Below are 20,442 nucleotides of genomic sequence, written 5' to 3' on the forward strand. Positions count from 1 at the left end.
CTGATGCTCGCCTTCGGGGCTGCCGGCTAGGACCGGACGATTGCGAGGACGCGGTCCCGCACCTTTTCCATCGTGGCAACATCCTTCGCCTCGGCGTTCAGCCGCAGGAAAGGCTCTGTGTTGGACGGACGCAGATTGAACCACCAGCTGCCGTCCTTCGCGGTGAAGGTGCTGCCATCCATGGTGTCCACGTCGACGTCTTCGCCATCAAATTCGGCGCGGACCCGCTCAATGGCTCCTGCCTTGTCTTCGATTTCGGAATTGATTTCACCGGAAGAGACATAAGGCTCGTACTGGCGGCCAAGGTCGGACAGCGGGCCATCCTGCTCGCCCAATGCCGCCAAGACGTGCATGGCCGCGAGCATGCCGGTATCCGCGTTCCAAAAATCGCGGAAGTAGAAGTGCGCCGAGTGTTCGCCGCCGAAGACGGCTCCTTCTTCGGCCATGACAGCCTTGATGAACGAGTGCCCCACACGCGTGCGCACAGCCCTGCCACCATCCGCCGCCACGAGCTCCGGGACTGCCCGCGAGGTCAGCAGGTTGTGGATGATCACGGGGGTCTTTTCACCCGCGGCCTGTGCGCGGGCGATTTCCCGGCGCGCAACCATCCCGGTGATGGCAGACGGCGACACGGGTTCGCCCTTCTCGTCAATCACGAAGCAACGGTCGGCGTCGCCGTCGAACGCCAGGCCGATATCCGCACCGTGCTCGATGACTGCGGCTTGCAGATCGCGAAGGTTTTCGGGCTCAAGCGGATTCGCGGGGTGGTTCGGGAACGAGCCGTCCAGCTCAAAGTAGAGGGGGATGATCTCGAACGGCAGGGCAGGAAGCAACTGGTCACCAAGCACTGCCGGAGTGGTCAGCCCGGCCATGCCGTTTCCTGCGTCGACGACGATCTTCAGCGGACGGGAGCCCTTGAGGTCAACCAGGCTGCGCAAGTACTCGGAGTAATCCTTCAGGACATCGCGGGTGCTGATCTTGCCTTGCACATCCGCAGCCGGGATGCTTCCGCTGTTGAGGTAGTTCTCCGCCAGCGCCTGGATTTCCTTGAGGCCTGTTTCGGAGGAGATCGGCTGGGCGCCGGCCTTGGACATCTTGATGCCGTTGTACTCGGCGGGGTTGTGGCTCGCGGTGAACGTGGCGCCGGCCGCATTGAGGGCACCGCAAGCGTAGTAGAGCTCGTCGGTGGAGATGAGGTCCAGGAGCTGGACATTGGCACCGCGGCGCGCGGCGCCGTCGGCGAATGCCTTGATGAATTCGGGAGATGACGGGCGCATGTCGCCGCCAACCAGCACGGTCTCCCCGGCGAGGCCGAGGGTGTCGACGAAGGCCGCGCCGACGGATTCCACGATCTGGGATGTGATGGATTCGCCGACGATTCCCCGGACGTCATAGGCCTTGAAGGAAGCCGAGAGGTCAAATGTCTTGTTCTGCTCGCTAGTCACGGGCTCAATCTTACTGTGGAGCGAGGTGGTCACTGCGCCGGAAGGTCATCTGTGTGGAAAACGCTTGTCCACATAGATGACGTCCCGGGTTCTGGCTGTCTGCGGGTGCTGGAATACTGAAGCCATGCCCAACAACCCGGATGCTTCCCTACTTGCAGCAGAACAGTCCACCACCCGGATGCAGGCCCTTGAAGTATTGAAGGAGCTTGTGGGAAATGCAGACGCCCGATTCCACGACGGCCAGTATGAGGCGATAGAGGCCCTCGTCGACGCCGGACGGCGCGCCTTGGTGGTGCAGCGGACGGGCTGGGGCAAGTCGGCTGTGTACTTCGTCTCGTCGTTGTTGTTGAGGCGCCGCGGCGCAGGGCCCACCCTCATCGTTTCGCCGCTGCTCGCACTCATGCGGGACCAAGTGGCAGCAGCAGCACGTGCCGGGGTGCGGGCCGTAGCGATCAACTCCGCCAACCAGCTTGAGTGGGACAACGTCCGCGCACAGCTCGCCGCTGACGAGGTGGACGTTCTCCTGGTTTCGCCGGAGCGGCTCACCAATCCTTCGTTCCGGGAAAACCAGCTTCCCGAGCTCATCCGCCGTACCGGTCTCTTGGTAATTGACGAGGCACACTGCATTTCGGACTGGGGGCACGATTTCCGTCCCGATTATCGGCGCATCTCCGATCTCATCGAGCAACTGCCCGGCAGTGTTCCCGTGCTGGCCACCACGGCGACGGCGAACTCCCGGGTGGTCCACGACATCGAAGAACAGCTCGGCGCCGGAGTGCTGACCATCCGTGGGGAGCTTGGCCGGGAGTCCTTGCGGCTGGGTGTCTTGAAGCTCGCCGACTCGCGGGATCGCCTTGGCTGGTTGCTGACCCATCTGGCCGACATGCCAGGCAGTGGAATCATCTACACCCTGACCGTTTCCGCCGCTGAAGACACCGCCCGGCTGCTCTCCGAGGCAGGCCACAATGTCTTGTCCTACACCGGGAGGACGGACCCCGCGGATCGTGAACGCGCGGAGCAACTCCTCAAGGACAACGAAGTGAAGGCGCTGGTGGCTACCTCGGCGCTCGGCATGGGCTTCGATAAGCCGGATCTCGGGTTCGTCATACACCTTGGTGCCCCGTCGTCGCCGGTGGCCTACTATCAGCAAGTTGGCCGTGCCGGCCGTGGCGCGGCCAATGCCGACGTGCTCCTCCTGCCCGGATCCGAGGACCGCGAGATCTGGCAGTACTTTGCGACTGCTTCAATGCCCTCGGAGGAAAAGGCCGCGGCCGTACTCAACGTCCTGGCCGAATCCGGCTCTGCCTTGTCCACGGTGGCCCTCGAAGCGCGGGTGGACCTGCGCCGGACGCCTTTGGAACTCCTGCTGAAGGTCTTGGCCGTGGATGGAGCGGTGGAGCGCGTCGGCGGTGGGTGGAGGTCCACGGGTCGGCCGTGGATCTACGACGCCGAACGCTACGCCCGCATCGCCGAGGCCCGGGTGGACGAGCAGGATTCCATGGTCATTTACCAGGACACCGCCGGATGCCGCATGGAATACATCACCGCGGTGCTGGACGATGATTCCGCACGTGCATGCGGCCGTTGCGACAATTGCGCCGGCAAGTGGTTCCCGTCAGACGTCGCAGCAGCGGCCGCTGACGCCGCCGGGCAGACCCTTCGGCGCGCGGGTCTTGCGCTCGAGCCACGGCTTCAATGGCCCAGCGGCATGGACCGGCTGGGCGTGACGGTGAAAGGCAAGATCAAGCCCGAGGAGTTGCTGGCCGAAGGACGCGTCCTGGCCCGACTGACCGACCTCGGCTGGGGCGGCGCCCTCCGTGAGCTCTTTGCCGCCGGGGCGGCCGACCGCGAGGTTGAACCTGCCATGCTGCAGGCCTGCGTGCAGGTGTTGCGGGAATGGTCTGCTGGAGACGGCCGATCCACCGGGTGGAGCGGCCAAGGGCGGCCTGCAGCAGTCGTGAGCATCCCCTCCAGGAACAAGCCGGCGCTGGTCGAATCCTTGGCCCGCGGAATAGCCGGCATCGGCCAGATGCCGTATTTGGGTTCCCTTCAACTGCAGCACGGCGGACCCACGGGCGGGCGCGGTGGCAACAGCGCCTATCGGCTGGCCGGTGTCTGGGAGCGCCTCGTCGTGGGTCTCGAGCTTGGACAGAACCTTGCGTCGCTAGGCGGTCAAGGCATCCTCCTCGTCGATGACCTGGCGGACAGCCGCTGGACAATGACCGTTGCCGGCCGCGCCCTCAGGCAAGCCGGGGCAGGATCGGTGTTGCCTCTCGTCCTCGGTCAAGCAGCATGACCGGCGCAGTCCCGGACGTCCAGTCCGAATCCAAGTGGCAGCCACGGCTCGCGTTGCTGGTTGCAGCCACCTTCTTCATGGAGTTCCTTGACGGAACAGTCCTTACTACTGCCATGCCGAGCATCGCCGCCGACTTCAAAGTGGTCTCGGCCGATGTCAACATCACGATGACGGCCTACCTGGTGACTGTGGCCATGGGAATACCGCTCAGCAGCTGGCTCGCGGAACGCTTCGGTGCGCGTCGGATCTTCTGCCTGGCGATCGCCGTGTTCACCTTGGCCTCGCTGTTGTGCGCGGCCAGCCAGGACCTCACCCTGCTGACCTTGAGCCGGGTGGCGCAGGGGGCCGGCGGGGCCATGATGGTGCCGGTCGGGACTCTCGTAGTGCTGCGGGGCACACCCAAGTCGGAGCTCCTCCGCGCCACTGCGTTCCTTGTGTGGCCCGGGTTGCTGGCCCCCGTTTTGGCACCGCTTGTGGGCGGAGCTTTCACTACCTATCTTTCCTGGCACTGGATCTTCCTGATCAACGTACCGCTGGGGCTTGCTGCGTTCATCGCAGCCCGGAGGCTTGTTCCTCGAACGGGAGGCGATGCCGCCCGTCGGCTCGACTGGGTGGGGCTCACACTTACCACCTTCGGCGTCGGATCGCTCGTGGTGGGCCTTGAAGGGGTTGGCGGTCATGGCGGGGGTGCGGTCCCGGTCGCCGTGCTGCTGGCCGGGGCACTGGCTTTGGCCGGAGCGGCCTGGTGGATGCTCAAAGCCAAGGCTCCGCTCTTCGATCTCCGGGTTTTCGCCACGCGGACGTTCCGGGCCACCTCCACCGGCGGGTTCGTCTATCGCCTGACGATCAGCTCGGTGCCTTTTCTGCTGCCGCTGTTGTTCCAGGACGGCTTTGGCTGGGATCCACTCAAATCCGGTGCCATGGTGGCCGCGGTGTTCATCGGCAACATCGGAATCAAGCCCGCCACGACCCCCATCATTCGGCGGTTCGGCTTCAAACCCGTGTTGGTCTTCGCCTCTTTCGCCTCGGCCGTCACCTTTGCCGGTTGTGCAACGCTCAACGCAGGGACCCCGGAGCCGTTGATTTTTGCCTTGCTGCTGGCCAGCGGGGCCTTCCGCTCGATCGGATTCTCGGCGTATGCCTCCGTGCAGTATGCGGATATCGTCCCAGGGGAGCTTCCCTCGGCCAACGCCGTGTCAGCCACTTTGGTGCAACTGGCCGCAGGTGGCGGTATTGCCGTGGGTGCGCTCTTCCTGCGACTCTTCGACCATGTGTCGCTCTTCGGCGACGGCCCTTCCTCGGCGTACCGGGGTGCTTTCCTCGCCATGGCGGCAGTGATGCTCTTGAGCACCGTGGACAGCCTCACGCTGCACCGGCACGCCGGAGCTGAAGTCAGTCGCAGTGTTGTGGGCAAACCCGAGGAACGGCGGGGCTAGGGTGCTTGGGGACGCCGGTCGCCGGAACCCCCACTAGGGAGATTCCGGCGACCTTTGGCTGCCCGGCGTCCTGTTTGGATTGCTTTAGCTACGAGGCCGGGTGCGTGAACGGGATCCGGTCGAACGACATGACGCTCGGTGCATCCTCCGGGTTGACCGTGACCTTGAGCCAGTCCTTCGCATTGTTGGATCCATCGACGGTGATTCGCGTCAGGTTCTTCGCTGCTGTGGCCTGACCGTAGAAAGACAGCCACGTGGAGCCGGCCGCGAGGGGGTGGTCCTGGTTGTACACGTGGCTGTCACCGTTGATGAGATAGACCGGGCCGCCGAACGCGTTCGACTCCTCGATCAAGGTCTGCACCAGGGGCTTGAAAGCACCAAAATCCGCCTGGGAAGGGGCCGCGACTGTCGGGTCGAACATGTCCGCCTGCGTCATCACGACGACGGCCCGGTCACCGTTGTTCCGTGCCTTGCGGAAGGTGTCCCTCAACTCCTGGATGTCAGCAGCTGTCCTCTGCTGCACCTCGTTAAGTTGGGCGGCGGTGGGCTGGGTCTGGCCAAGTCCGGTCCAAGGCAGCATTGAGTTATTGCTGCCCGGAATGTTGACGGCAGCAAAGGCGACCTCATGCTTGCGGAAGCTGACGTTCTCCGGGAAGCCTTCCTTTACCTGTGACTTCACTGTCATCGGTGCGCCAAGTGTGAATCCGGGCTTCGGGAAGAAGACATCCCGGACCTTGGCCAGTCTTTCCAAGGGGTTGTAGGCGCCATTGTTCGTTCGGTGGCAGTCAGTCCACTCGTTGTCGCCCGGGGTATAGACGAGCGGGACGGTAAAGCTGTCAAAGTTCTTTTTGATGGCTTCGAAGTACTGGTCGGTGCACTGGGAGGATCCATTTTTGATATCGCCCACGTGTGCTACAAAACTCAGTTCCTTGTGCGCGTTCAGGTCCTGAATGTAGGACGGGAAGGCCTGGATCTCGGCGTTACCGTAGGGCACGTCGCCGATCACGCCGAAGCTGAAGCCCTCGGTATTGCCTTGGTGTCCGTTGCCGTTAGAGCCGTTCTGTCCTGAGTTGCCGCCGTCGTCGGCCGCCACTGCAGGCGACATGAGCAACGTGGTTGACAGCAGGACGGCCCCAACCGTTGCGGTCGCGAATCTCGTCATTGAACGCATGAATCTCTCCTCGTCGTTGGTCTCCATTACCCGGACGAGGTTATTGGCGCGAGCTGAATTCAAAGAGTCGAAGACATGAATCTTCCCCGCCAGGTTCTGACGACAAAACGTGTGTATGGGAGGGGCTTGCTTCCTCACCTCGTTCGGCGCCGCCCGGTCATTCCGCCGCCGCACGGCCTGGCGCTGGACACCGTCGGATTCTGCTGGATCACTCTCTTCGCCGAATGTGCCGGTCCCGTGATTCCGCGGGCCCGGAATTTGTCCATTCGAGTGATTGAGCAGAATCCGACATCCGAGCGACGGCGAGTCCGGGACGGACATGACCGCACGGGGATTTACCTACGTTTTGTCCCATAACCCATAACTCCGAGCCCCCTGCAAAAGCTCCAAGGACGCAAAAAGGCCCCGGTCAGGGACCGGGGCCAAAACGCGGAGACGGGGGGATTTGAACCCCCGGTGGAGTTGTGCCCCACACTTCATTAGCAGTGAAGCCCATTCGGCCGCTCTGGCACGTCTCCAGTTGCTATTGCTAGCCAACCAAGGATACGCAGAACTGGGCACCCAGCGCAAAACGGGGGTGCGGGCCGCCGTCGGGCGCTCCGATCCTTAAGGGGCGCTAGTGCCCAGGGCCCTCCTTGCCCGCAAGCGCCCGCCACAGGAAGTGCTGGCTGCGCGCTTGGAGCGAGGCCGCCTGGCGGTTGTCCGAGGCTCCCGCGTGACCGCCTTCAAGTGCCTCGTGGAACCACACGTTCGGGATGCCCATCGCCAGCATCCGGGCTGCCATCTTCCGCGCCTGGACCGGGCCCACACGGTCATCGGAGGTGGCAGTCCAAATGAACGTCTCCGGGTACTCTACGCCGTCGCGGAGCAGGTGGTACGGCGAGAAGGTGCGGATGTACTCCCACTGCTCCGGGACGTCGGGGTCGCCGTACTCGGCAATCCAGGAGTAGCCGGCGGAAAGCTTGGTGTAGCGGCGCATGTCCAGCAACGGGACGCCACAGGAGATGGCTCCGAACAGCTCCGGGTACTGGGTCAGCATGTTGCCCACCAGCAGTCCGCCGTTGGAGCCGCCCACGCAGCCGAGCCGCCGCGGACTGGTGACACCCCGCGAAATGAGGTGCCGCGCCACGGCGGCGAAGTCCTCGAACGCGCGGTGTCGATTCGCCTGCAAAGCTGCGCGGTGCCACGCGGGACCGTATTCGCCGCCGCCGCGGATGTTGGCCACGACGTAGACGCCGCCACGTGAATGTGCCGTGGAGCCGTCTTCGGCCGTGGTGCTTTCGCTCCGGCGCTCCAGCCAGGCGCGCCCGATGGCCCCGCTGTAGGCCGGGGTCCTTGAGACCTCGAACCCGCCGTAGCCAGAAAGCTGCGTGGGGTTCTCGCCATCGAGGTCAAGATCTTTGGACGCCACCTGGAAATATGGCACGCGCGTGCCGTCTGCCGAAGTGGCAAAGTGCTGCTGGACCTCGTAATCCGCCTCGTTGAAGAACGACGGCGAGGACTTCACCACCGCGTGGGTGCTGGACACTCCGCGGTCATCGCCCGCGTCGAGCGTGTAGCCGGCAATTCCGCGGGACAAGGTGCCGCGCATGAGCGTGGTGGGGGTTGTGAAGCCCGTTGCCACGAGCCAGTAGTCGTTGCCGGCGTCGTCGCCTTCTGCTTCGTCCTCGTCGTCGACGGCGTAGGCGTTCACATCGTGCAGCGGCGGGCACGCGTCCAGCAACGTCGAGGCCCACCCGCCGGCGGAGTCCTTGCGGGCTGGGTCGAGCACCCTGATTTCGGAAGACACATCGTGCAGCAGGTTCAGGAGGAGGTAGTTCCGGGTCCAACTCCACGATTGGAGGGACGTGTGCTCATCCGGGGTGAAAAGCACCGTGAAGTCGCGTGCCCCGGCTAGATAGCCCTCGAAGTCGGCAGCCAGCAGAGACCCGGCGGCGTAGGTGGTTCCGTCCACCTTCCAGTCCTGCCGCGGACGGAACATGAGCCATTCGCGGTGGGAACTGAGGTTGACGTCAGTGGGGACGTCAATGGCGAGCCACGCGTCCTCGCGCAGCACAGAGGTGGTCCGGTTGAAGAAGTCGATCCAGTCGACCGCGAACGTGCGTTCGAAACCCGGGGTGGAGTCGTGGGCGACGAGGGCCATCATGTGGTCTTCGGGAATCTCGAAAATCCGTTCGGCTTCAACCAGGGATTGGCCCCGACGAAGCTTCACGCCGGTGCGCGAGTATGACGAGCTCGTCTTGGGCAGGCCGTCGGCGGTGGTGGCAACCAGCAGGGTATCGGCGTCGAGCCAGCTCACGTTGCCCTTCGCGGTCGGGAGGTCGAAACCGCCTGCGGCAGGGTCCACGAAGCTGCGGGTCTCGACGTCGAACTCGCGGTGGCGGTTGGCGTCACCGCCGTCGGGGGAGAGGGCGATGATGGCGAGGCGGTGCGGTTCGCCTTCGGCCGGGCGCAGGAAGTTGGCGCCGTGGAAAACCCACTCTTCGCCTTCAGCGGCGGCCAGGGCATCGATGTCGAGCAGCACGTCCCATTCCGGTGCGTCGCTGAGGTAGCTCTCCCATGTTGTGCGGCGCCAGAGGCCCTTGGGGTTCTGCTGGTCCTTCCAGAAGTTGTAGTAGTGCTCGCCACGCTTGTTGACCATGGCGATCCTGTCTGTGGAGTCCAGAACCTCCAGGATTCCGGCTTCCAAAGCGGCGTAGTCGGCGTCGTCGAGCAAGTCTTCGGTGCGGGCATTTTGCTCCCGCACCCAGGCCAGCTGTTCCTCGCCGTGAATGTCTTCGAGCCAGATATTCTCATCGACAGGCTCGGGGGCGATTGCGGTTTCCTGGGCAGTTTCGTTGTCGGGCGCGGGCGCTTGATCAGCTGCTGTGGTGGTCATCCCTCATCCTAGAGCGACTGTCTGAGAAGGAAGCAAGTCACAAGAAGTTAGGCTTGGGCGTGGGTAAATCGCAGAACATTCGGGTCGGGCTGATCGGGGCAGGCCCCCGCGGCACCAGTGTGCTGGAGCGTTTGCTCGCCAATTGGGCTGCGATGGAAACTCAAACCCGATCCCTGCACATCGACGTCGTGGACCCCTATCCCGCCGGCCCCGGGCACGTCTGGCAGCCCGATCAATCCCGGCTGTACCTCATGAACACGCAGTCTTTCTACCCCACCTTGATCCCGGAGGACGAGCGACTCGCGCCACCCCTGGCCGGGGGCTCCTTTGAGCAATGGCGGGCTGAACAGCGGTCCGTCGGCGGCCCGGCCCTGAGCGCCGAGGAACGGGCCGAACTTGCCGCGCTCGCTTCCCACGACTTTCCCAGCCGTGCCCTGTACGGGCGGTATCTGCGCTCCACATTGGAGGAATTGCTGGACCGTGTCCCTGCCGGCGTCGAGATCGCGTTTCACCGGAACAACGCCGTGGCGGCGCGTCCCCTGCCGGGTGGCCCGGCGGACGGTTCGCCCGGTAAGCCCGCGGACGGAGGGTTCGACGTCGAACTCGACGACGGCGCCCGGCTCACCGTGGATTCCCTCGTCCTCGCGCTGGGCCACCTTGAATCCCGGCTCAACCCGGAGCAGCGTTCGTTCAGGGAAGTGGCAGCGGAGCTTGGGCTGCTGTATGTGCCGCCGGCCGCACCTGCCGACGTGGACTGGGCCCTGGTCCCGGAGGGGGAGACGGTCCTGGTCCGGGGCATGGGCCTGAATTTCTTCGACGTCATGGGCCAGCTGACCGAAGGCCGCGGGGGACAGTTCGTGCCGGCCGAAGACGGTCTCCAGGGGAAGCTCAAGTACTTGCCTTCGAGCCGGGAACCGAAGATCGTCGCGGCATCCAGGCGTGGCACCCCGTACCGGGCCAAGGCCGGCTTGGACGGTTACTATCCCAAGTCCGTGCGCTTGCGGTATCTGACCGAGAGCGCGGTGGAACGCTTCGCCGCTGCAGGAATCCAACCTGGCTTCGATCACGACCTTTGGCCCCTCCTGCATCGGGACGCCCTGTGGGCCTACTATTCAACGTTGGTCCTGGCGGAACCCGTAGCCGTGTCTGATGCGACTGAATTCCTTGCGGCTTTGGAAGACGTGCTGCGGCCACACGCGCATGCCACCGGGCGATGGGAAAACCAAGTCGCGGAGTTGGTCTCCACCCATGTGGCCGCGTCGCGCCGCCTTGACCTGCTGGGCCTCGCCGCGCCTTTGGCCGGGCGTTCCTTCGCGTCCAGGAAGGAGCTCGACGCCGCCGTCGTGGACTATCTGGACGACGACGCCCGCCGCTCCGCGCTCGGGGAAGCAGATCCCGTGAAGATGGCCATCGGTGCCTTGCACACGGGAAGGGCCATCCTGAAGAGTGCCGTGGCCGACGGCGGCATCACGGACGAATCGTGGGTGGGCGAGCTTCGGGGTTGGTTCGAATCCTTCGTTGAGGGCCTCGCGAGCGGTCCTCCGGCCGTGCGCGCCGAACAGTTGGCCGCTTTGGCGCGTGCCGGCGTCGTGAGTTTCGTGGGCCCGGATCCGCGATTCAGCGTTGATCATTCCAAAGGCGTCTTCCGCGCGGTGTCTGCCTGGGTGCACGCCGACGCCGCGGAAGCCAGGACCCTGATCGAGGCGATGTCACCGGCGAACCGGGTGGGCGTGAGTGTTTCTCCGTTCCTGCGGCAGTTGCTCGCCGACGGGTTGGTGCGGCCCAAGGTGATGATGACTGCCGAGGGAACGCCGGTGCAGACCTCCGGCTTGGATGTCCAGCCGCACCCTTACCGATTGGTGGGCGCCAATGGCTCGGTGACTCCGGGGATGTACGTCCTTGGCCTGCAGCTTTCCTCGACCCAATGGGGGACGGCCATCGCCGCGGAAGCCCGGCCTTCCGATGGCATCAGCTACCGAAGCGGCCAACGGACACTCCGCGACGCCGACGAAATCGCAAGGGACATGCTCGGCCTTCCCCTCCAAAAATGAGCATGTTCCCCCAAGCAGAATGAGCATGCTCCCCGCCCGTTCCGACGAGTGGACATAAGCCTGATATGTCCATTCGCGGGTGCCGGGGGAGAGCATGCTCATCCGTGATGTTGCGGGCTTATGCAGCCTGGTTTTCGATGAGCTTGAAGATCGCACCCGTCGGGTCGGTCAGGGTAGCCGTCCGGCCGTAGGGGGTGTCCTCAGCTGCCTGGACAACCGTGGCGCCCAAGCCGGTGGCCTGCTCGATTGTGTCATCGACCTTGTCCACCGCGAAGTAGACGCCCCAGTAGGACGGCACCTCAGGCGGGAGGAAACCGGAAGCATCCATGATGCCGGCCTTGGAGGCGTCGCCTGCCCCGAGCGTGGTGTAACGGAACTCCGGAGTATCGCCCACGACGGTCGTTTCCCAGCCGAAGACGTTCTGGTAGAAGGAGACTGCCGAGTCGTACTCCTTGGCGAAGAGCTCGTGCCAGGCGGGTGCGCCTGTTTCGGCAGCCAGCTGATAGCCCTTCATCTCGCCGAACTGCCAGGCGCCGATGGCTGCTCCGGAGGAATCCGCGTACATGGCCATGGTTCCCTGGTCAGGGACTTCCATGGGTTCCATGTAGACCTGGCCGCCGTTGGCGACGGCAGCTTCGGTGGTTGCCTTGATGTCGTCAGTGCGCAGGTAGGTGGACCAGACATCGGGCATCTGGGCCATGTTTTCCTGCTTCTGCATGATCCCGGCCACCATCTTGCCGTCCTTCGAGGCCGTGATGTAGCCACCGTACTTTTCCTGGTCCCCGGTCTCGTAGGTCCAGCCGAAGAGCGTGTTGTAGAAGGACTTTGCCTTCTCCGGGTCCGAGGTCATCAGGTCGATCCAGCAAGGTGAGCCGGGGGTGATGTCAGGCGTGGGCATGTTTGCTCCTGTGTCGTGACCGCGGCTGTTGCCACGGTTTCATGAGTGGGTGGTGGAGACAGTCAAAACCCTATGCGGGGCCCCTGACAGTTTCAATGCCCTGGGTCAATGCCTCAGCGGAACCTAGCCCATGACGAGCATCAAGATGAAGTAGATCGCGCCGCCAACCACCGAGTAGATGGCGAAGGGCGTCAGGGTTCGGGTCTCAAAGAACCGAAGGAGGAACTTGGTGGCGAACCAGGCCGCCACACCCGCGCACAGCGCACCAACCAGGAACACGCCGCGCTCATCGGCCATGGCCGGGGTGAAAAGGTCCGGCAGCTTGAGCACGGCGGCCGCACCGATGATCGGCGTCGCAAGCAGGAAGCTGAACCGAGCGGCGTTCTCGTTGTTCAGCCCGGACAGCAAGCCGCCGGCCATTGACGAGCCGGAGCGGGAGATTCCCGGGATCAGGGCGGCTGCCTGGGCCGCTCCGATTCCCAAGGCACGCTTCCACGACAAAGTGGCGATTTCGGCGTCGGAAGCCGTTGCAGTCACCGGCTGCGCCGCCGCGCGGCGGTTTTCCCTGGTCCGCAGACGTTCGGCCGCAAAAAGGACGAGACCGTTGACAACCAGGAAAGCGGCAGCGATCAGCGGCGAACCAAAGAGGTTCCGAATGGGCTTTTCCAGGACCAAACCGATGATTCCGGCAGGCACGGTTCCCACCACGAGGAGCCAGCCGAGCTTTGCATACGTGTCTGACGGAGCAATTTTCCTGTCCCGGATGGAACGCCCAAGACCCTTGGCGATTTCAATCCAGTCCCGGAGGAAGAAGAAGAACAGCACCACTGCTGTAGCCAGGTGTGTGGCTATGAGGAAGTTGAGGAATTCCGGCGCCTTCTGGTCCAGGCCCCAACCGAATAGTTTGGGCAAGATGACGCTGTGGCCGAGGCTGGAAATCGGGAAGAGCTCGGTGATTCCCTGCAACAGGCCCATAACGATGGCCTGGATCATATTAATCATGGGTTCGATCCTAGCCAGTACCGGTTACTGGGAGATGAACGTTTGCTGGGAGGCAGCCGTGTGCCAACAGCCGAACGCAGTCAATAGTGCAGGTGGCTAGTATCGACGAATGACCCAAGAGCGATGGCGGCAGGTTTCCGAATGGCCGATGGTGGCGGCAGCAGTGCTGTTCCTGGTGGCCTACTCGTTCCAGGTGATCGCCAATCTTAGCGAGGCCCAGTCCACGGTCGTTGACACCATCATCTGGGTCACCTGGGTGGTGTTTGCCCTGGACTACGCGATGTGCCTCCTTTTGGCGCGGCGTCGCGCCAAATGGTTCGTGAGGAACCTGCACGAATTGCTGATACTGGCACTCCCGGTCCTGCGGCCCCTGAGGCTGCTGCGGCTCGTGACACTGCTTAAGCTGCTTCATCGCACAGCCGGGAACGCCATGCGCGGCCGTATCCTGACCTTCGTCCTCGGGTCCGCGGCCCTCCTGACGTATTGTGGTGCGCTCGCTGTGCTTGATGCGGAGGAGAACGCCGCGGGCGCCAACATCACCAACTTTGGCGATGCCATCTGGTGGGCGATGGTCACCATCACCACCGTTGGCTACGGGGATCACTACCCTGTGACGGTTGTGGGCCGCTGCGTTGCGGGGGGTTTGATGGTCTGTGGAATCGCGGTCCTGGGCGTCGTGACGGCTTCGGTTGCGTCGTGGCTGGTTGAACAGGTCTCTTCCGGAGCTGCGGCGGCCGCGACAGTCGCAGAGGAACCCATGAAACAGGAGATTCGCCGGTTGGCCGAGCAGGTCGAGCGCCTCAGCGCGCTTTTGGAAAACCCCGACGGCGAGCTGGAGGGCGGCGTGGTCGGAGCCCGCGGCGACCACTCGCCGTCGCCCTAGCATTTAACGCAAAAGAGGCCGGCCCTGGAATCCAAAGATTCGCAGGAACCGGCCTCTCGACTGCGCGATCGTCGCGCCACGCGGAAGGTAAGGGATTTGAACCCTTGGTGCGGGGTTACCGCACACTGGTTTTCAAGACCAGCTCCTTAGGCCGCTCGGACAACCTTCCCTGCCTAGTAGTGTTTCATAGGGAGTTGGCTGCGCCAAAAACCTGCCGCCGCGATTAACGCGGTTAAGGTGTCTGAAAGGCCAACTGCACTGAGCAAGGGATCGGGAGCACTCTATGAAAGCCGTCTACATCTCCGAACCGGGCGGGCCCGAGGTTCTGGAAATCCGCGACGTACCGGCTCCGGTTCCCGGCCCCGGCGAGGTTCTCATCGACGTCGTCGCCGCCGGTCTCAACAGGGCCGATGTCCAGCAGCGCCGCGGGTTCTACCCGCCACCACCTGGAGCATCCGAAATTCCGGGGCTTGAGGTCTCCGGCAGGATTGCCGCGTTCGGGCCCGACGTGAGCAAGCCGTTTTCCGTGGGTGACAAGGTAGTGGCCCTGCTTTCGGGTGGCGGCTACGCGCAGCAGGTTGCTGTCCCGGCGGAGCAGGTTGTGCGATTGCCCGACGGCGTGGATCTGGTCACCGCGGCGTCGCTGCCAGAGGTCGCCGCCACGGTGTACTCAAACCTCATCATGACTGCACAACTGCAAGCGGGTGAGACGGTATTGATCCATGGCGCCACGGGCGGCATCGGCACCATGGCGATCCAACTCGCCAAAGCGTTCGGTGCCACGGTCGCGACGACGGCCGGTACGGCCGAAAAGGTCGGCACCGCGAAAGCCTTCCTTGGCGCCGATATTGCCATCAATTATGCGGAGGAAGACTTCGCCGAAAGCCTCAAGGCGCAAAACGGCGGCAAAGGCGCGGACGTGATTCTCGACGTCGTCGGTGCCAAATACCTGCAGCAAAACGTGGAAGCCCTCGCCGACTACGGCCGGCTGGTGGTGATTGGGCTGCAGGGTGGTGCCAAGGGCGAACTCAACCTCGGCCAGTTGCTCAGCAAGCGCGCGGCGATCATCGGCACAGCGCTCCGTCCGCGTCCCGTCGCGGAAAAGGGCGTCATCATGAACGCCGTCCGCGAATCGGTTTGGCCAATGCTCGCGGACGGCCGGATCAAGCCGTTCGTGGCCAAGTCATTCCCTTTGGAGCAGGTCCGCGAAGCCCACGAATACTTCGATTCCGGCGAGCATATGGGCAAAGTCTTGCTGCTGCTTTAGCGGCGCCCGCCACCGGCAGTACGAAGGAGAGCGATGTCCATCCGGTACAGCATCCTGGCGTTGCTTCAGGAGCAGCCAGGCTATGGCTACCAATTGCGGGCGGCGTTCGAGGAACGCACAGGAGCCGTCTGGCCACTGAACATCGGACAGGTGTACACCACCCTGAACCGGCTGGAGCGCGATGCTTTGGTCCGCAAGGAGGGCGACGACGGCCGCGGCCATGTGCTCTTCAGCATCACCGACGCCGGTACTGCGGAGATCCGCCGATGGTTCACGACCGCCGTCGATCGTGGAGCCCCGCCGAGGAACGAATTGGCCATCAAGCTGGCCCTGGCCGTTACGACGGCGGGCACCGACGTCCCCGCGCTCATCCAGGCCCAACGTGAGATTTCCCTGCGCGAACTGCAGGAGCACACCCAGGCCCGCAAGGATGTCGCCGCCAACCAAAGGGTGACGGACACTGCCAGGCTGCTCATCCTCGACTCCCTGATCTTCCATGCCGAGGCGGAGGCGCGCTGGCTCGATCTATGCGACGCCAGGCTGGTTCAGCAGGCCAATGGCGCCGGCAACGGCATGAACGGAACCGTCCGCGCTACGGGAGCACCCACCGCATAGAGTGCTCACCGAGGAGACGGATAACCTGTTCGACGAGGATCCTTCAGTCGCGCCCTCAGGGGCGTTGACGTCCGACGGCGCCCGCTCCTTTTTGGGCGACCCCACCGTGCTGTTTTGGCTGGCCGAGCCCGCCAACCTCTATGCCACGGGCTTCTACGAAAGGTGTGGTTTCGCTAAGGACGAAGGCGAAATACTCGTCAAGGCGCTGGGCTGAGTTGCGGCCCATGAGAGTATGAACGCATGAGCGATCAGGACGAAACTCAATCCAGTGGCGAGAGTTTTGACGACATCCCGGTGGAGGGCACAACCTTGGACGCTGGCACGGCACAGAGCACATCGGAAGCGGGTCCCAAGGCCGACGGCAAACCTGGCATCAAGAAGGGCAGCACCCTGCAGGACCTCGTGGACGAACCAGCCAAGGTCATGCGGATCGGCACCATGATCCGCCAGCTCCTCGAAGAAGTGAAGAGCGCGCCCTTGGACGACGCCGCGCGCGGACGGCTTGCCGAAATCCACGAACGCTCCATCAAGGAGCTGGAAGAGGGCCTCGCTCCTGAACTCGTGGAGGAGCTGGAGCGCATCAGCCTGCCGTTCCCCGAAAACGCCACGCCCTCAGACGCTGAACTCCGGATTGCGCAGGCCCAGCTGGTCGGGTGGCTCGAGGGGTTGTTCCATGGGATCCAGACCGCCATTGCCGCCCAGCAGGCAGCCAGGGAGCACGCCGTGGCCCAGTTGCAGCTTCGCCAGCTGCCACCCGGGACCATGATCGCGCCGGGCGTCGTTATCGGCGAAAATGGTGAACCGCAGCGCGCCCGCCTTCCCGGCAAGGAAGAGGAACCCGGCAAAACGGATCGCGTGGAACCGGACCACGGTCCAGGCCAGTACCTCTGAGCGCTGGGTTGGGATTCTTCGGGGCCGTCCGACAGGGACGGAAGGATGACGCTGAACTTGGCAAAGGACTCTGGAGGCGTGCCCACGATCGCTTCCATCGCGGCCTTGACCGGTACCACCAAGTGCTTGAAGGCGTAGAAGACGAACAGCTCTACGTCGAACTCGTGGCCATTGCGGACGAACTGGCGGGCTTGTCGTCCAGGGTACGTGCCATCTGCGCCGAGGCCCAGCTCCGTGCGCCCAGTGATGCGCTGGACATTCCCGGATCGCTCGCGGGCGTCCACCGCGCGCTGTCCAAAGCGGGGAACTCTCTTGCCACGACGGCGGAGGCGGCCGCGATGCTGCGTCTCGCCGTCGGGCCCGTTCCTGTGGGAGCCGCTTCGGTGCGACGACGCGCCGAGGCCGTTTACGAGCATGTCGAGGAGGCTGAACGGCTGCTCAGCGCGAGAGCTGGCTCGTAGGCTGTTGGCGATATTTGGTGTGGGGGATATAGGTGCAGACGCGTCTATTCCCACATAACAACTATTAAGCGCCTAGCTTAGAGCGGCCGGAATCCGTAGCCACCCCGGGTTCGCGGCTGGCAGGATGGAAGCCATGACTTCGTCACCGAACCTTACTTTTAACGACGGCAACTCCATTCCCCAGCTCGGCTACGGGGTGTGGCAGGTTGAGGACGATGTAGCCGAAAAGGTAGTGCGTCAGGCATTCGACGCCGGATACCGCCACATCGATACCGCCAAGATCTACGGCAACGAGGCAGGCGTGGGACGCGCCATCGCATCCTCCGGCCTCAAGCCCGAGGAAATCTTCATCACCACCAAGTTGTGGAACGCTGACCAGGGCTACGAGTCCACGCTCGCGGCTTTCGAAGAGTCCATGAACCGCCTCGGCCTGGAAACCCTTGACCTGTACCTGATCCACTGGATGCAGCCCAAGCAGGACAAGTTCGTGGACACCTGGAAGGCGCTCATTGAGCTCCGGAAGCGCGGACGCATCAAGTCCATCGGCGTCTCCAACTTCAGCAAGGAAGGCCTGCAACGCCTGATCGACGAGACCGGGGTTGTTCCGGCGATCCACCAGATCGAATTGCACCCGTTCTTCAACCAGGCGGAACTCCGGGAGTTCGCTACGGCACGCGGCATTTTGACGCAGGCCTGGTCTCCTTTGGGCCAGGGTGGCGAGCTCCTTGAGAACGCCACTATTGCCGAGATCGCTGCCAAGCACGGCGCCACCCCGGCGCAGGTGGTTATCGCCTGGCACCTGGCGATCGGCAATGTCGTGATTCCCAAGTCCGTGACCGAGTCCCGGATCCAGGAAAACTTCGCAGCACTTGGCGTCACCTTGGATGAGGCTGACGTTGAAGCCATCAACGGCCTGGACCGAGGCGCCGCAGGCCGCATCGGACCGGATCCGGCGGTCTCAGACTTCGCGTAGTTCTCAACTCGCGGAGTTTCTCAACTCGCGCAGGTTCTCAACGGGAAGGCCTCGCACCTGACAGGTGCGGGGTCTTCTTGTCTTAACTTCTTGTCTTAACTTCTTGTCTTAACTTCGCGGCGTAGGTCCTGGCTCCGGCGCCTGTAGCTGGTTCCCAACAGCTAGAAGATGCCGGGCCTTTCAGTCCTCCTGAAGTTCCGGGACCCGCTCGGTACTCAGGACCCGCAGCCACCCCAGGGCCTCTTGTTCGTCGGAGAAGTACTGGGTCGGACACTGCGGTGCAGGGAGTCCGTGCCTGCCGTGGGCGATGACGCGGTCCACTGGCGTGCTGCCCAGGATCGCAAAGGCCGTGATGGTGGCGGCTTCACTGAAGAATCGGACGGCGTCGCGGCTGACAGACTCGACGCCGATGACCTGCAGCAGTACTGCGGCGCCCGTTCCTCCCGTCAGAGCCAAATACCGCTCCCGGACAAGAGCTCCGTCCTCGGCAGTGATTCGGCCTCCAGGACGCAAAATGATCCGGAGGATCCCTCCACCCGCGTCCTCAAGCCTGACATTTTCATCTTCTGGGCTGAACCACGCCCTACCGCCGTCCGCGTCGGAAACGGTGTCCACCTCCGCGTGAACGTGTGATTCGCCCTCGGACTGGACCAGCGTTGTCATCAAATCCCCCCAGATGCGATTCCACTGCGATCCCCTTGACGCAGTTCCCGGATCGGCAAGAGCCGGGTGCAGATCACAATACCTTTGAGGATGACCGGCGTCCATGAACAGTAAGTATGCGGAGTGTTTCACTCGATTGCCCGCCGGAATCAAGGTGCGGGTACGGCGAAGGATCAAGGTGCGGGTACGGCGAAGGGCGCACCCCGATGGGATGCGCCCTTCGCTAGACCGTCAGGTCAGTCCTTACTTAAAGGCGTCCTTGACCTTCTCGCCGGCCTGCTTCAAATCACCCTTGGCCTGGTCCGCCTGGCCCTCCGCCTTCAGGTTTTCATCGCCCGTGGCGTTGCCTGCAGCTTCCTTGCCCTTGCCGCCAGCCTTTTCGGCGGCGTTCTCAATCTTGTCGCCTAGTCCCATGGTGTTTCCTCCTCTGGTTCGGCAGCCGATCGATACGGCCGTTACTACATACTAAGCATGCTTAGGGCTTGGATTTCAAGTCCGGCGATAAACAACGTCCCGGATCTGGTTGCCGACCCTGATCGTCGGAGTCAGCGCATCGCGGAGCTACAAACCAAGGTCATGGAGCGCAGTAACCCAGTTGTGGGCGATCGCCTTCTGGGCAGCTGACAGGGTGACCCGATGGGTGCAGACGGCCTTGTGCAGAGTGTTCTCCACCGCGTCTTTCGGGTTTGTTGTGCCCGTGGCGCTCGCCTTGTTCGGCTCAGGCCACAGATTTGATACGGAGTTGGTGCCGCCGAGCTCCAAGCTGATCAGGTGATCGTATTCCGTGGTCTTCATTGGGACCTGGCCGTATTCGCGCAGGCTCTCGGCCTTCACCTTGTCTGTGTTCGAAGCGGGCGGGCGCACCGTGGCCGTGTAGCCGCTCGTGCAAATGGTTGAATCGATGTTCTCCTGGGTAACCGCTGGATCTGCGGCCCCCGGAGTGCAGGCCGGGTCCGGCAGGTACTCGCCGGTGGCGGCATCGACCACTTTGGCGGCGCACTGCCCGGTGGCAAGCTGCTCGTCGGAAGCGACGACGCCGGGGGAGTGGATGGACTTCACAGCTGCAGCTGCCGCACCCGAGGCTGCGCCCACTGGAACGGGGGCGCCTGTTTGAGAAGCTGCCGGTGACGGGCCTTTGGTTATCGCTTCGGCGGCGGGGTGGGTTCCCTGCTGGCATCCGGTGAGGACCAATGCGGCAAAGAGGAATGCGGCGGGCAGGGTGAAGCGATTGCGGAAGTTCATGACCTTCAGGTGTTCGGCAGCTCGGAAGTCTGTCCCCCGGAAGGGGAACGATGGGCGGAAGCCGGTAGCTCCCGCCCATCTTTTCTATCCTGTTGCCTGGACTTCGGAGCGCCCGGCGCGCCGGGCGGTCGGTCGCAGCGAGCCCAGGCATTCAGCCCCCTGCCGTGGAAGCCGCCAAGAACTTAAAAAGCAAGCCCCGCTCATTCCGGTGGAATGGCGGGGCTTTTTCGAGCTTCCTATCAGAATCGAACTGATGACTTCCCCATCTGG

The 20,442-nt window shown here is 63.6% G+C and carries 18 protein-coding genes and 2 tRNA genes; 10 read left to right on the forward strand and 10 right to left on the reverse strand.

All coding sequences use genetic code 11. The features are described 5' to 3' along the window. Window positions 1-26 precede the first annotated feature (26 nt). On the reverse strand, window positions 27-1,445 hold the full coding sequence (locus AB0323_RS12315; protein WP_366177568.1) for a phosphomannomutase/phosphoglucomutase: 1,419 nt from the start codon (window positions 1,443-1,445) through the stop codon (window positions 27-29). A 124-nt stretch (window positions 1,446-1,569) separates the two neighbouring features. On the opposite strand from AB0323_RS12315, the gene AB0323_RS12320 reads away from it, so the two are divergent. Continuing rightward, a complete protein-coding gene (locus tag AB0323_RS12320; protein ID WP_366177569.1) occupies window positions 1,570-3,741 on the forward strand; it encodes a RecQ family ATP-dependent DNA helicase in 2,172 nt (723 codons plus the stop codon). Then, window positions 3,738-5,177, forward strand: a complete 1,440-nt coding sequence (locus AB0323_RS12325) for an MFS transporter (RefSeq protein ID WP_366177570.1) — start codon at window positions 3,738-3,740, stop codon at window positions 5,175-5,177. The genes AB0323_RS12320 and AB0323_RS12325 overlap by 4 nt, the downstream gene beginning before the upstream one ends. Before the next feature lie 88 nt (window positions 5,178-5,265). On the opposite strand, the gene AB0323_RS12330 is transcribed toward AB0323_RS12325, so the two are convergent. The 3 genes from AB0323_RS12330 to AB0323_RS12340 all read right to left on the reverse strand — a co-directional run bounded on the left by AB0323_RS12330 (window position 5,266) and on the right by AB0323_RS12340 (window position 9,226). Next, window positions 5,266-6,348, reverse strand: a complete 1,083-nt coding sequence (locus tag AB0323_RS12330) for a hypothetical protein (protein WP_366177571.1) — start codon at window positions 6,346-6,348, stop codon at window positions 5,266-5,268. Window positions 6,349-6,778: 430 nt separating this feature from the next. Beyond that, window positions 6,779-6,866 (reverse strand) — tRNA-Ser (locus AB0323_RS12335). 98 nt (window positions 6,867-6,964) lie between these two features. Beyond that, on the reverse strand, window positions 6,965-9,226 hold the full coding sequence (locus tag AB0323_RS12340) for a prolyl oligopeptidase family serine peptidase (protein WP_366177572.1): 2,262 nt from the start codon (window positions 9,224-9,226) through the stop codon (window positions 6,965-6,967). A gap of 59 nt (window positions 9,227-9,285) precedes the next feature. Between AB0323_RS12340 and AB0323_RS12345 the strand changes: the two genes are divergently transcribed. Next, on the forward strand, window positions 9,286-11,277 hold the full coding sequence (locus AB0323_RS12345; protein WP_366177573.1) for an FAD/NAD(P)-binding protein: 1,992 nt from the start codon (window positions 9,286-9,288) through the stop codon (window positions 11,275-11,277). Window positions 11,278-11,395: 118 nt separating this feature from the next. Here AB0323_RS12345 and AB0323_RS12350 read toward each other — a convergent pair whose 3' ends face one another. Both AB0323_RS12350 and AB0323_RS12355 read right to left on the reverse strand, forming a co-directional pair. Further along, entirely contained in the window at window positions 11,396-12,175 is a 780-nt protein-coding gene (locus tag AB0323_RS12350; RefSeq protein WP_366177574.1) for a VOC family protein, read from the reverse strand. Between the two features lie 123 nt (window positions 12,176-12,298). Then, window positions 12,299-13,177, reverse strand: a complete 879-nt coding sequence (locus AB0323_RS12355; protein WP_366177575.1) for an undecaprenyl-diphosphate phosphatase — start codon at window positions 13,175-13,177, stop codon at window positions 12,299-12,301. A gap of 109 nt (window positions 13,178-13,286) precedes the next feature. On the opposite strand from AB0323_RS12355, the gene AB0323_RS12360 reads away from it, so the two are divergent. Further along, a complete protein-coding gene (locus AB0323_RS12360) occupies window positions 13,287-14,060 on the forward strand; it encodes a potassium channel family protein (protein ID WP_366177576.1) in 774 nt (257 codons plus the stop codon). 81 nt (window positions 14,061-14,141) lie between these two features. Here the strand turns inward: AB0323_RS12360 and AB0323_RS12365 are convergent. Then, window positions 14,142-14,229: transfer RNA gene (locus AB0323_RS12365), tRNA-Ser, on the reverse strand. A 114-nt stretch (window positions 14,230-14,343) separates the two neighbouring features. Here AB0323_RS12365 and AB0323_RS12370 point away from each other — a divergent pair. The 6 genes from AB0323_RS12370 (at window position 14,344) to AB0323_RS12395 (ending at window position 18,267) form a co-directional block, all read left to right on the forward strand. Continuing rightward, complete coding sequence (locus AB0323_RS12370) at window positions 14,344-15,327, forward strand: NAD(P)H-quinone oxidoreductase (RefSeq protein ID WP_366177577.1); 984 nt, start codon at window positions 14,344-14,346, stop codon at window positions 15,325-15,327. Window positions 15,328-15,360: 33 nt separating this feature from the next. Next, window positions 15,361-15,942 carry a PadR family transcriptional regulator gene (locus AB0323_RS12375; protein ID WP_366177578.1) on the forward strand — a complete coding sequence of 194 codons (582 nt, stop codon included), beginning with the start codon at window positions 15,361-15,363 and terminating at the stop codon, window positions 15,940-15,942. Between the two features lies 1 nt (window position 15,943). Next, entirely contained in the window at window positions 15,944-16,156 is a 213-nt protein-coding gene (locus AB0323_RS12380) for a hypothetical protein (protein ID WP_366177579.1), read from the forward strand. A gap of 26 nt (window positions 16,157-16,182) precedes the next feature. Further along, window positions 16,183-16,833: a bacterial proteasome activator family protein gene (locus tag AB0323_RS12385; RefSeq protein ID WP_366177580.1), complete on the forward strand. Its 651-nt coding sequence runs from the start codon at window positions 16,183-16,185 to the stop codon at window positions 16,831-16,833. Window positions 16,834-16,841: 8 nt separating this feature from the next. Further along, window positions 16,842-17,294, forward strand: coding sequence for a hypothetical protein (locus tag AB0323_RS12390; protein WP_366177581.1), 453 nt, complete (start codon window positions 16,842-16,844; stop codon window positions 17,292-17,294). 133 nt (window positions 17,295-17,427) lie between these two features. Then, window positions 17,428-18,267 (forward strand): aldo/keto reductase, encoded by an 840-nt coding sequence (locus AB0323_RS12395; RefSeq protein ID WP_366177582.1) that lies wholly within the window; start codon window positions 17,428-17,430, stop codon window positions 18,265-18,267. A gap of 180 nt (window positions 18,268-18,447) precedes the next feature. On the opposite strand, the gene AB0323_RS12400 is transcribed toward AB0323_RS12395, so the two are convergent. The 3 genes from AB0323_RS12400 to AB0323_RS12410 all read right to left on the reverse strand — a co-directional run bounded on the left by AB0323_RS12400 (window position 18,448) and on the right by AB0323_RS12410 (window position 20,172). Continuing rightward, window positions 18,448-18,930, reverse strand: a complete 483-nt coding sequence (locus tag AB0323_RS12400; RefSeq protein ID WP_366177583.1) for a hypothetical protein — start codon at window positions 18,928-18,930, stop codon at window positions 18,448-18,450. 243 nt (window positions 18,931-19,173) lie between these two features. Then, complete coding sequence (locus AB0323_RS12405) at window positions 19,174-19,344, reverse strand: CsbD family protein (RefSeq protein ID WP_366177584.1); 171 nt, start codon at window positions 19,342-19,344, stop codon at window positions 19,174-19,176. Between the two features lie 147 nt (window positions 19,345-19,491). After that, window positions 19,492-20,172, reverse strand: coding sequence for a hypothetical protein (locus AB0323_RS12410; RefSeq protein ID WP_366177585.1), 681 nt, complete (start codon window positions 20,170-20,172; stop codon window positions 19,492-19,494). Between the last annotated feature and the right edge of the window lie 270 nt (window positions 20,173-20,442).

This window comes from Arthrobacter sp. NPDC080031 (assembly GCF_040702485.1).
In the GTDB taxonomy this organism is placed as follows: Bacteria; Actinomycetota; Actinomycetes; order Actinomycetales; family Micrococcaceae; genus Arthrobacter.

Coding starts and splice junctions, on each gene's coding strand:
- AB0323_RS12325 (WP_366177570.1), top strand. CDS start 3,738: ATGACCGGCGCAGTCCCGGACGTCCAGTCCGAATCCAAGTGGCAGCCA.
- AB0323_RS12410 (WP_366177585.1), bottom strand. CDS start 20,172: ATGAACTTCCGCAATCGCTTCACCCTGCCCGCCGCATTCCTCTTTGCC.
- AB0323_RS12405 (WP_366177584.1), bottom strand. CDS start 19,344: ATGGGACTAGGCGACAAGATTGAGAACGCCGCCGAAAAGGCTGGCGGC.
- AB0323_RS12400 (WP_366177583.1), bottom strand. CDS start 18,930: ATGACAACGCTGGTCCAGTCCGAGGGCGAATCACACGTTCACGCGGAG.
- AB0323_RS12360 (WP_366177576.1), top strand. CDS start 13,287: ATGACCCAAGAGCGATGGCGGCAGGTTTCCGAATGGCCGATGGTGGCG.
- AB0323_RS12340 (WP_366177572.1), bottom strand. CDS start 9,226: ATGACCACCACAGCAGCTGATCAAGCGCCCGCGCCCGACAACGAAACT.
- AB0323_RS12370 (WP_366177577.1), top strand. CDS start 14,344: ATGAAAGCCGTCTACATCTCCGAACCGGGCGGGCCCGAGGTTCTGGAA.
- AB0323_RS12385 (WP_366177580.1), top strand. CDS start 16,183: ATGAGCGATCAGGACGAAACTCAATCCAGTGGCGAGAGTTTTGACGAC.
- AB0323_RS12350 (WP_366177574.1), bottom strand. CDS start 12,175: ATGCCCACGCCTGACATCACCCCCGGCTCACCTTGCTGGATCGACCTG.
- AB0323_RS12330 (WP_366177571.1), bottom strand. CDS start 6,348: ATGCGTTCAATGACGAGATTCGCGACCGCAACGGTTGGGGCCGTCCTG.
- AB0323_RS12320 (WP_366177569.1), top strand. CDS start 1,570: ATGCCCAACAACCCGGATGCTTCCCTACTTGCAGCAGAACAGTCCACC.
- AB0323_RS12395 (WP_366177582.1), top strand. CDS start 17,428: ATGACTTCGTCACCGAACCTTACTTTTAACGACGGCAACTCCATTCCC.
- AB0323_RS12355 (WP_366177575.1), bottom strand. CDS start 13,177: ATGATTAATATGATCCAGGCCATCGTTATGGGCCTGTTGCAGGGAATC.
- AB0323_RS12375 (WP_366177578.1), top strand. CDS start 15,361: ATGTCCATCCGGTACAGCATCCTGGCGTTGCTTCAGGAGCAGCCAGGC.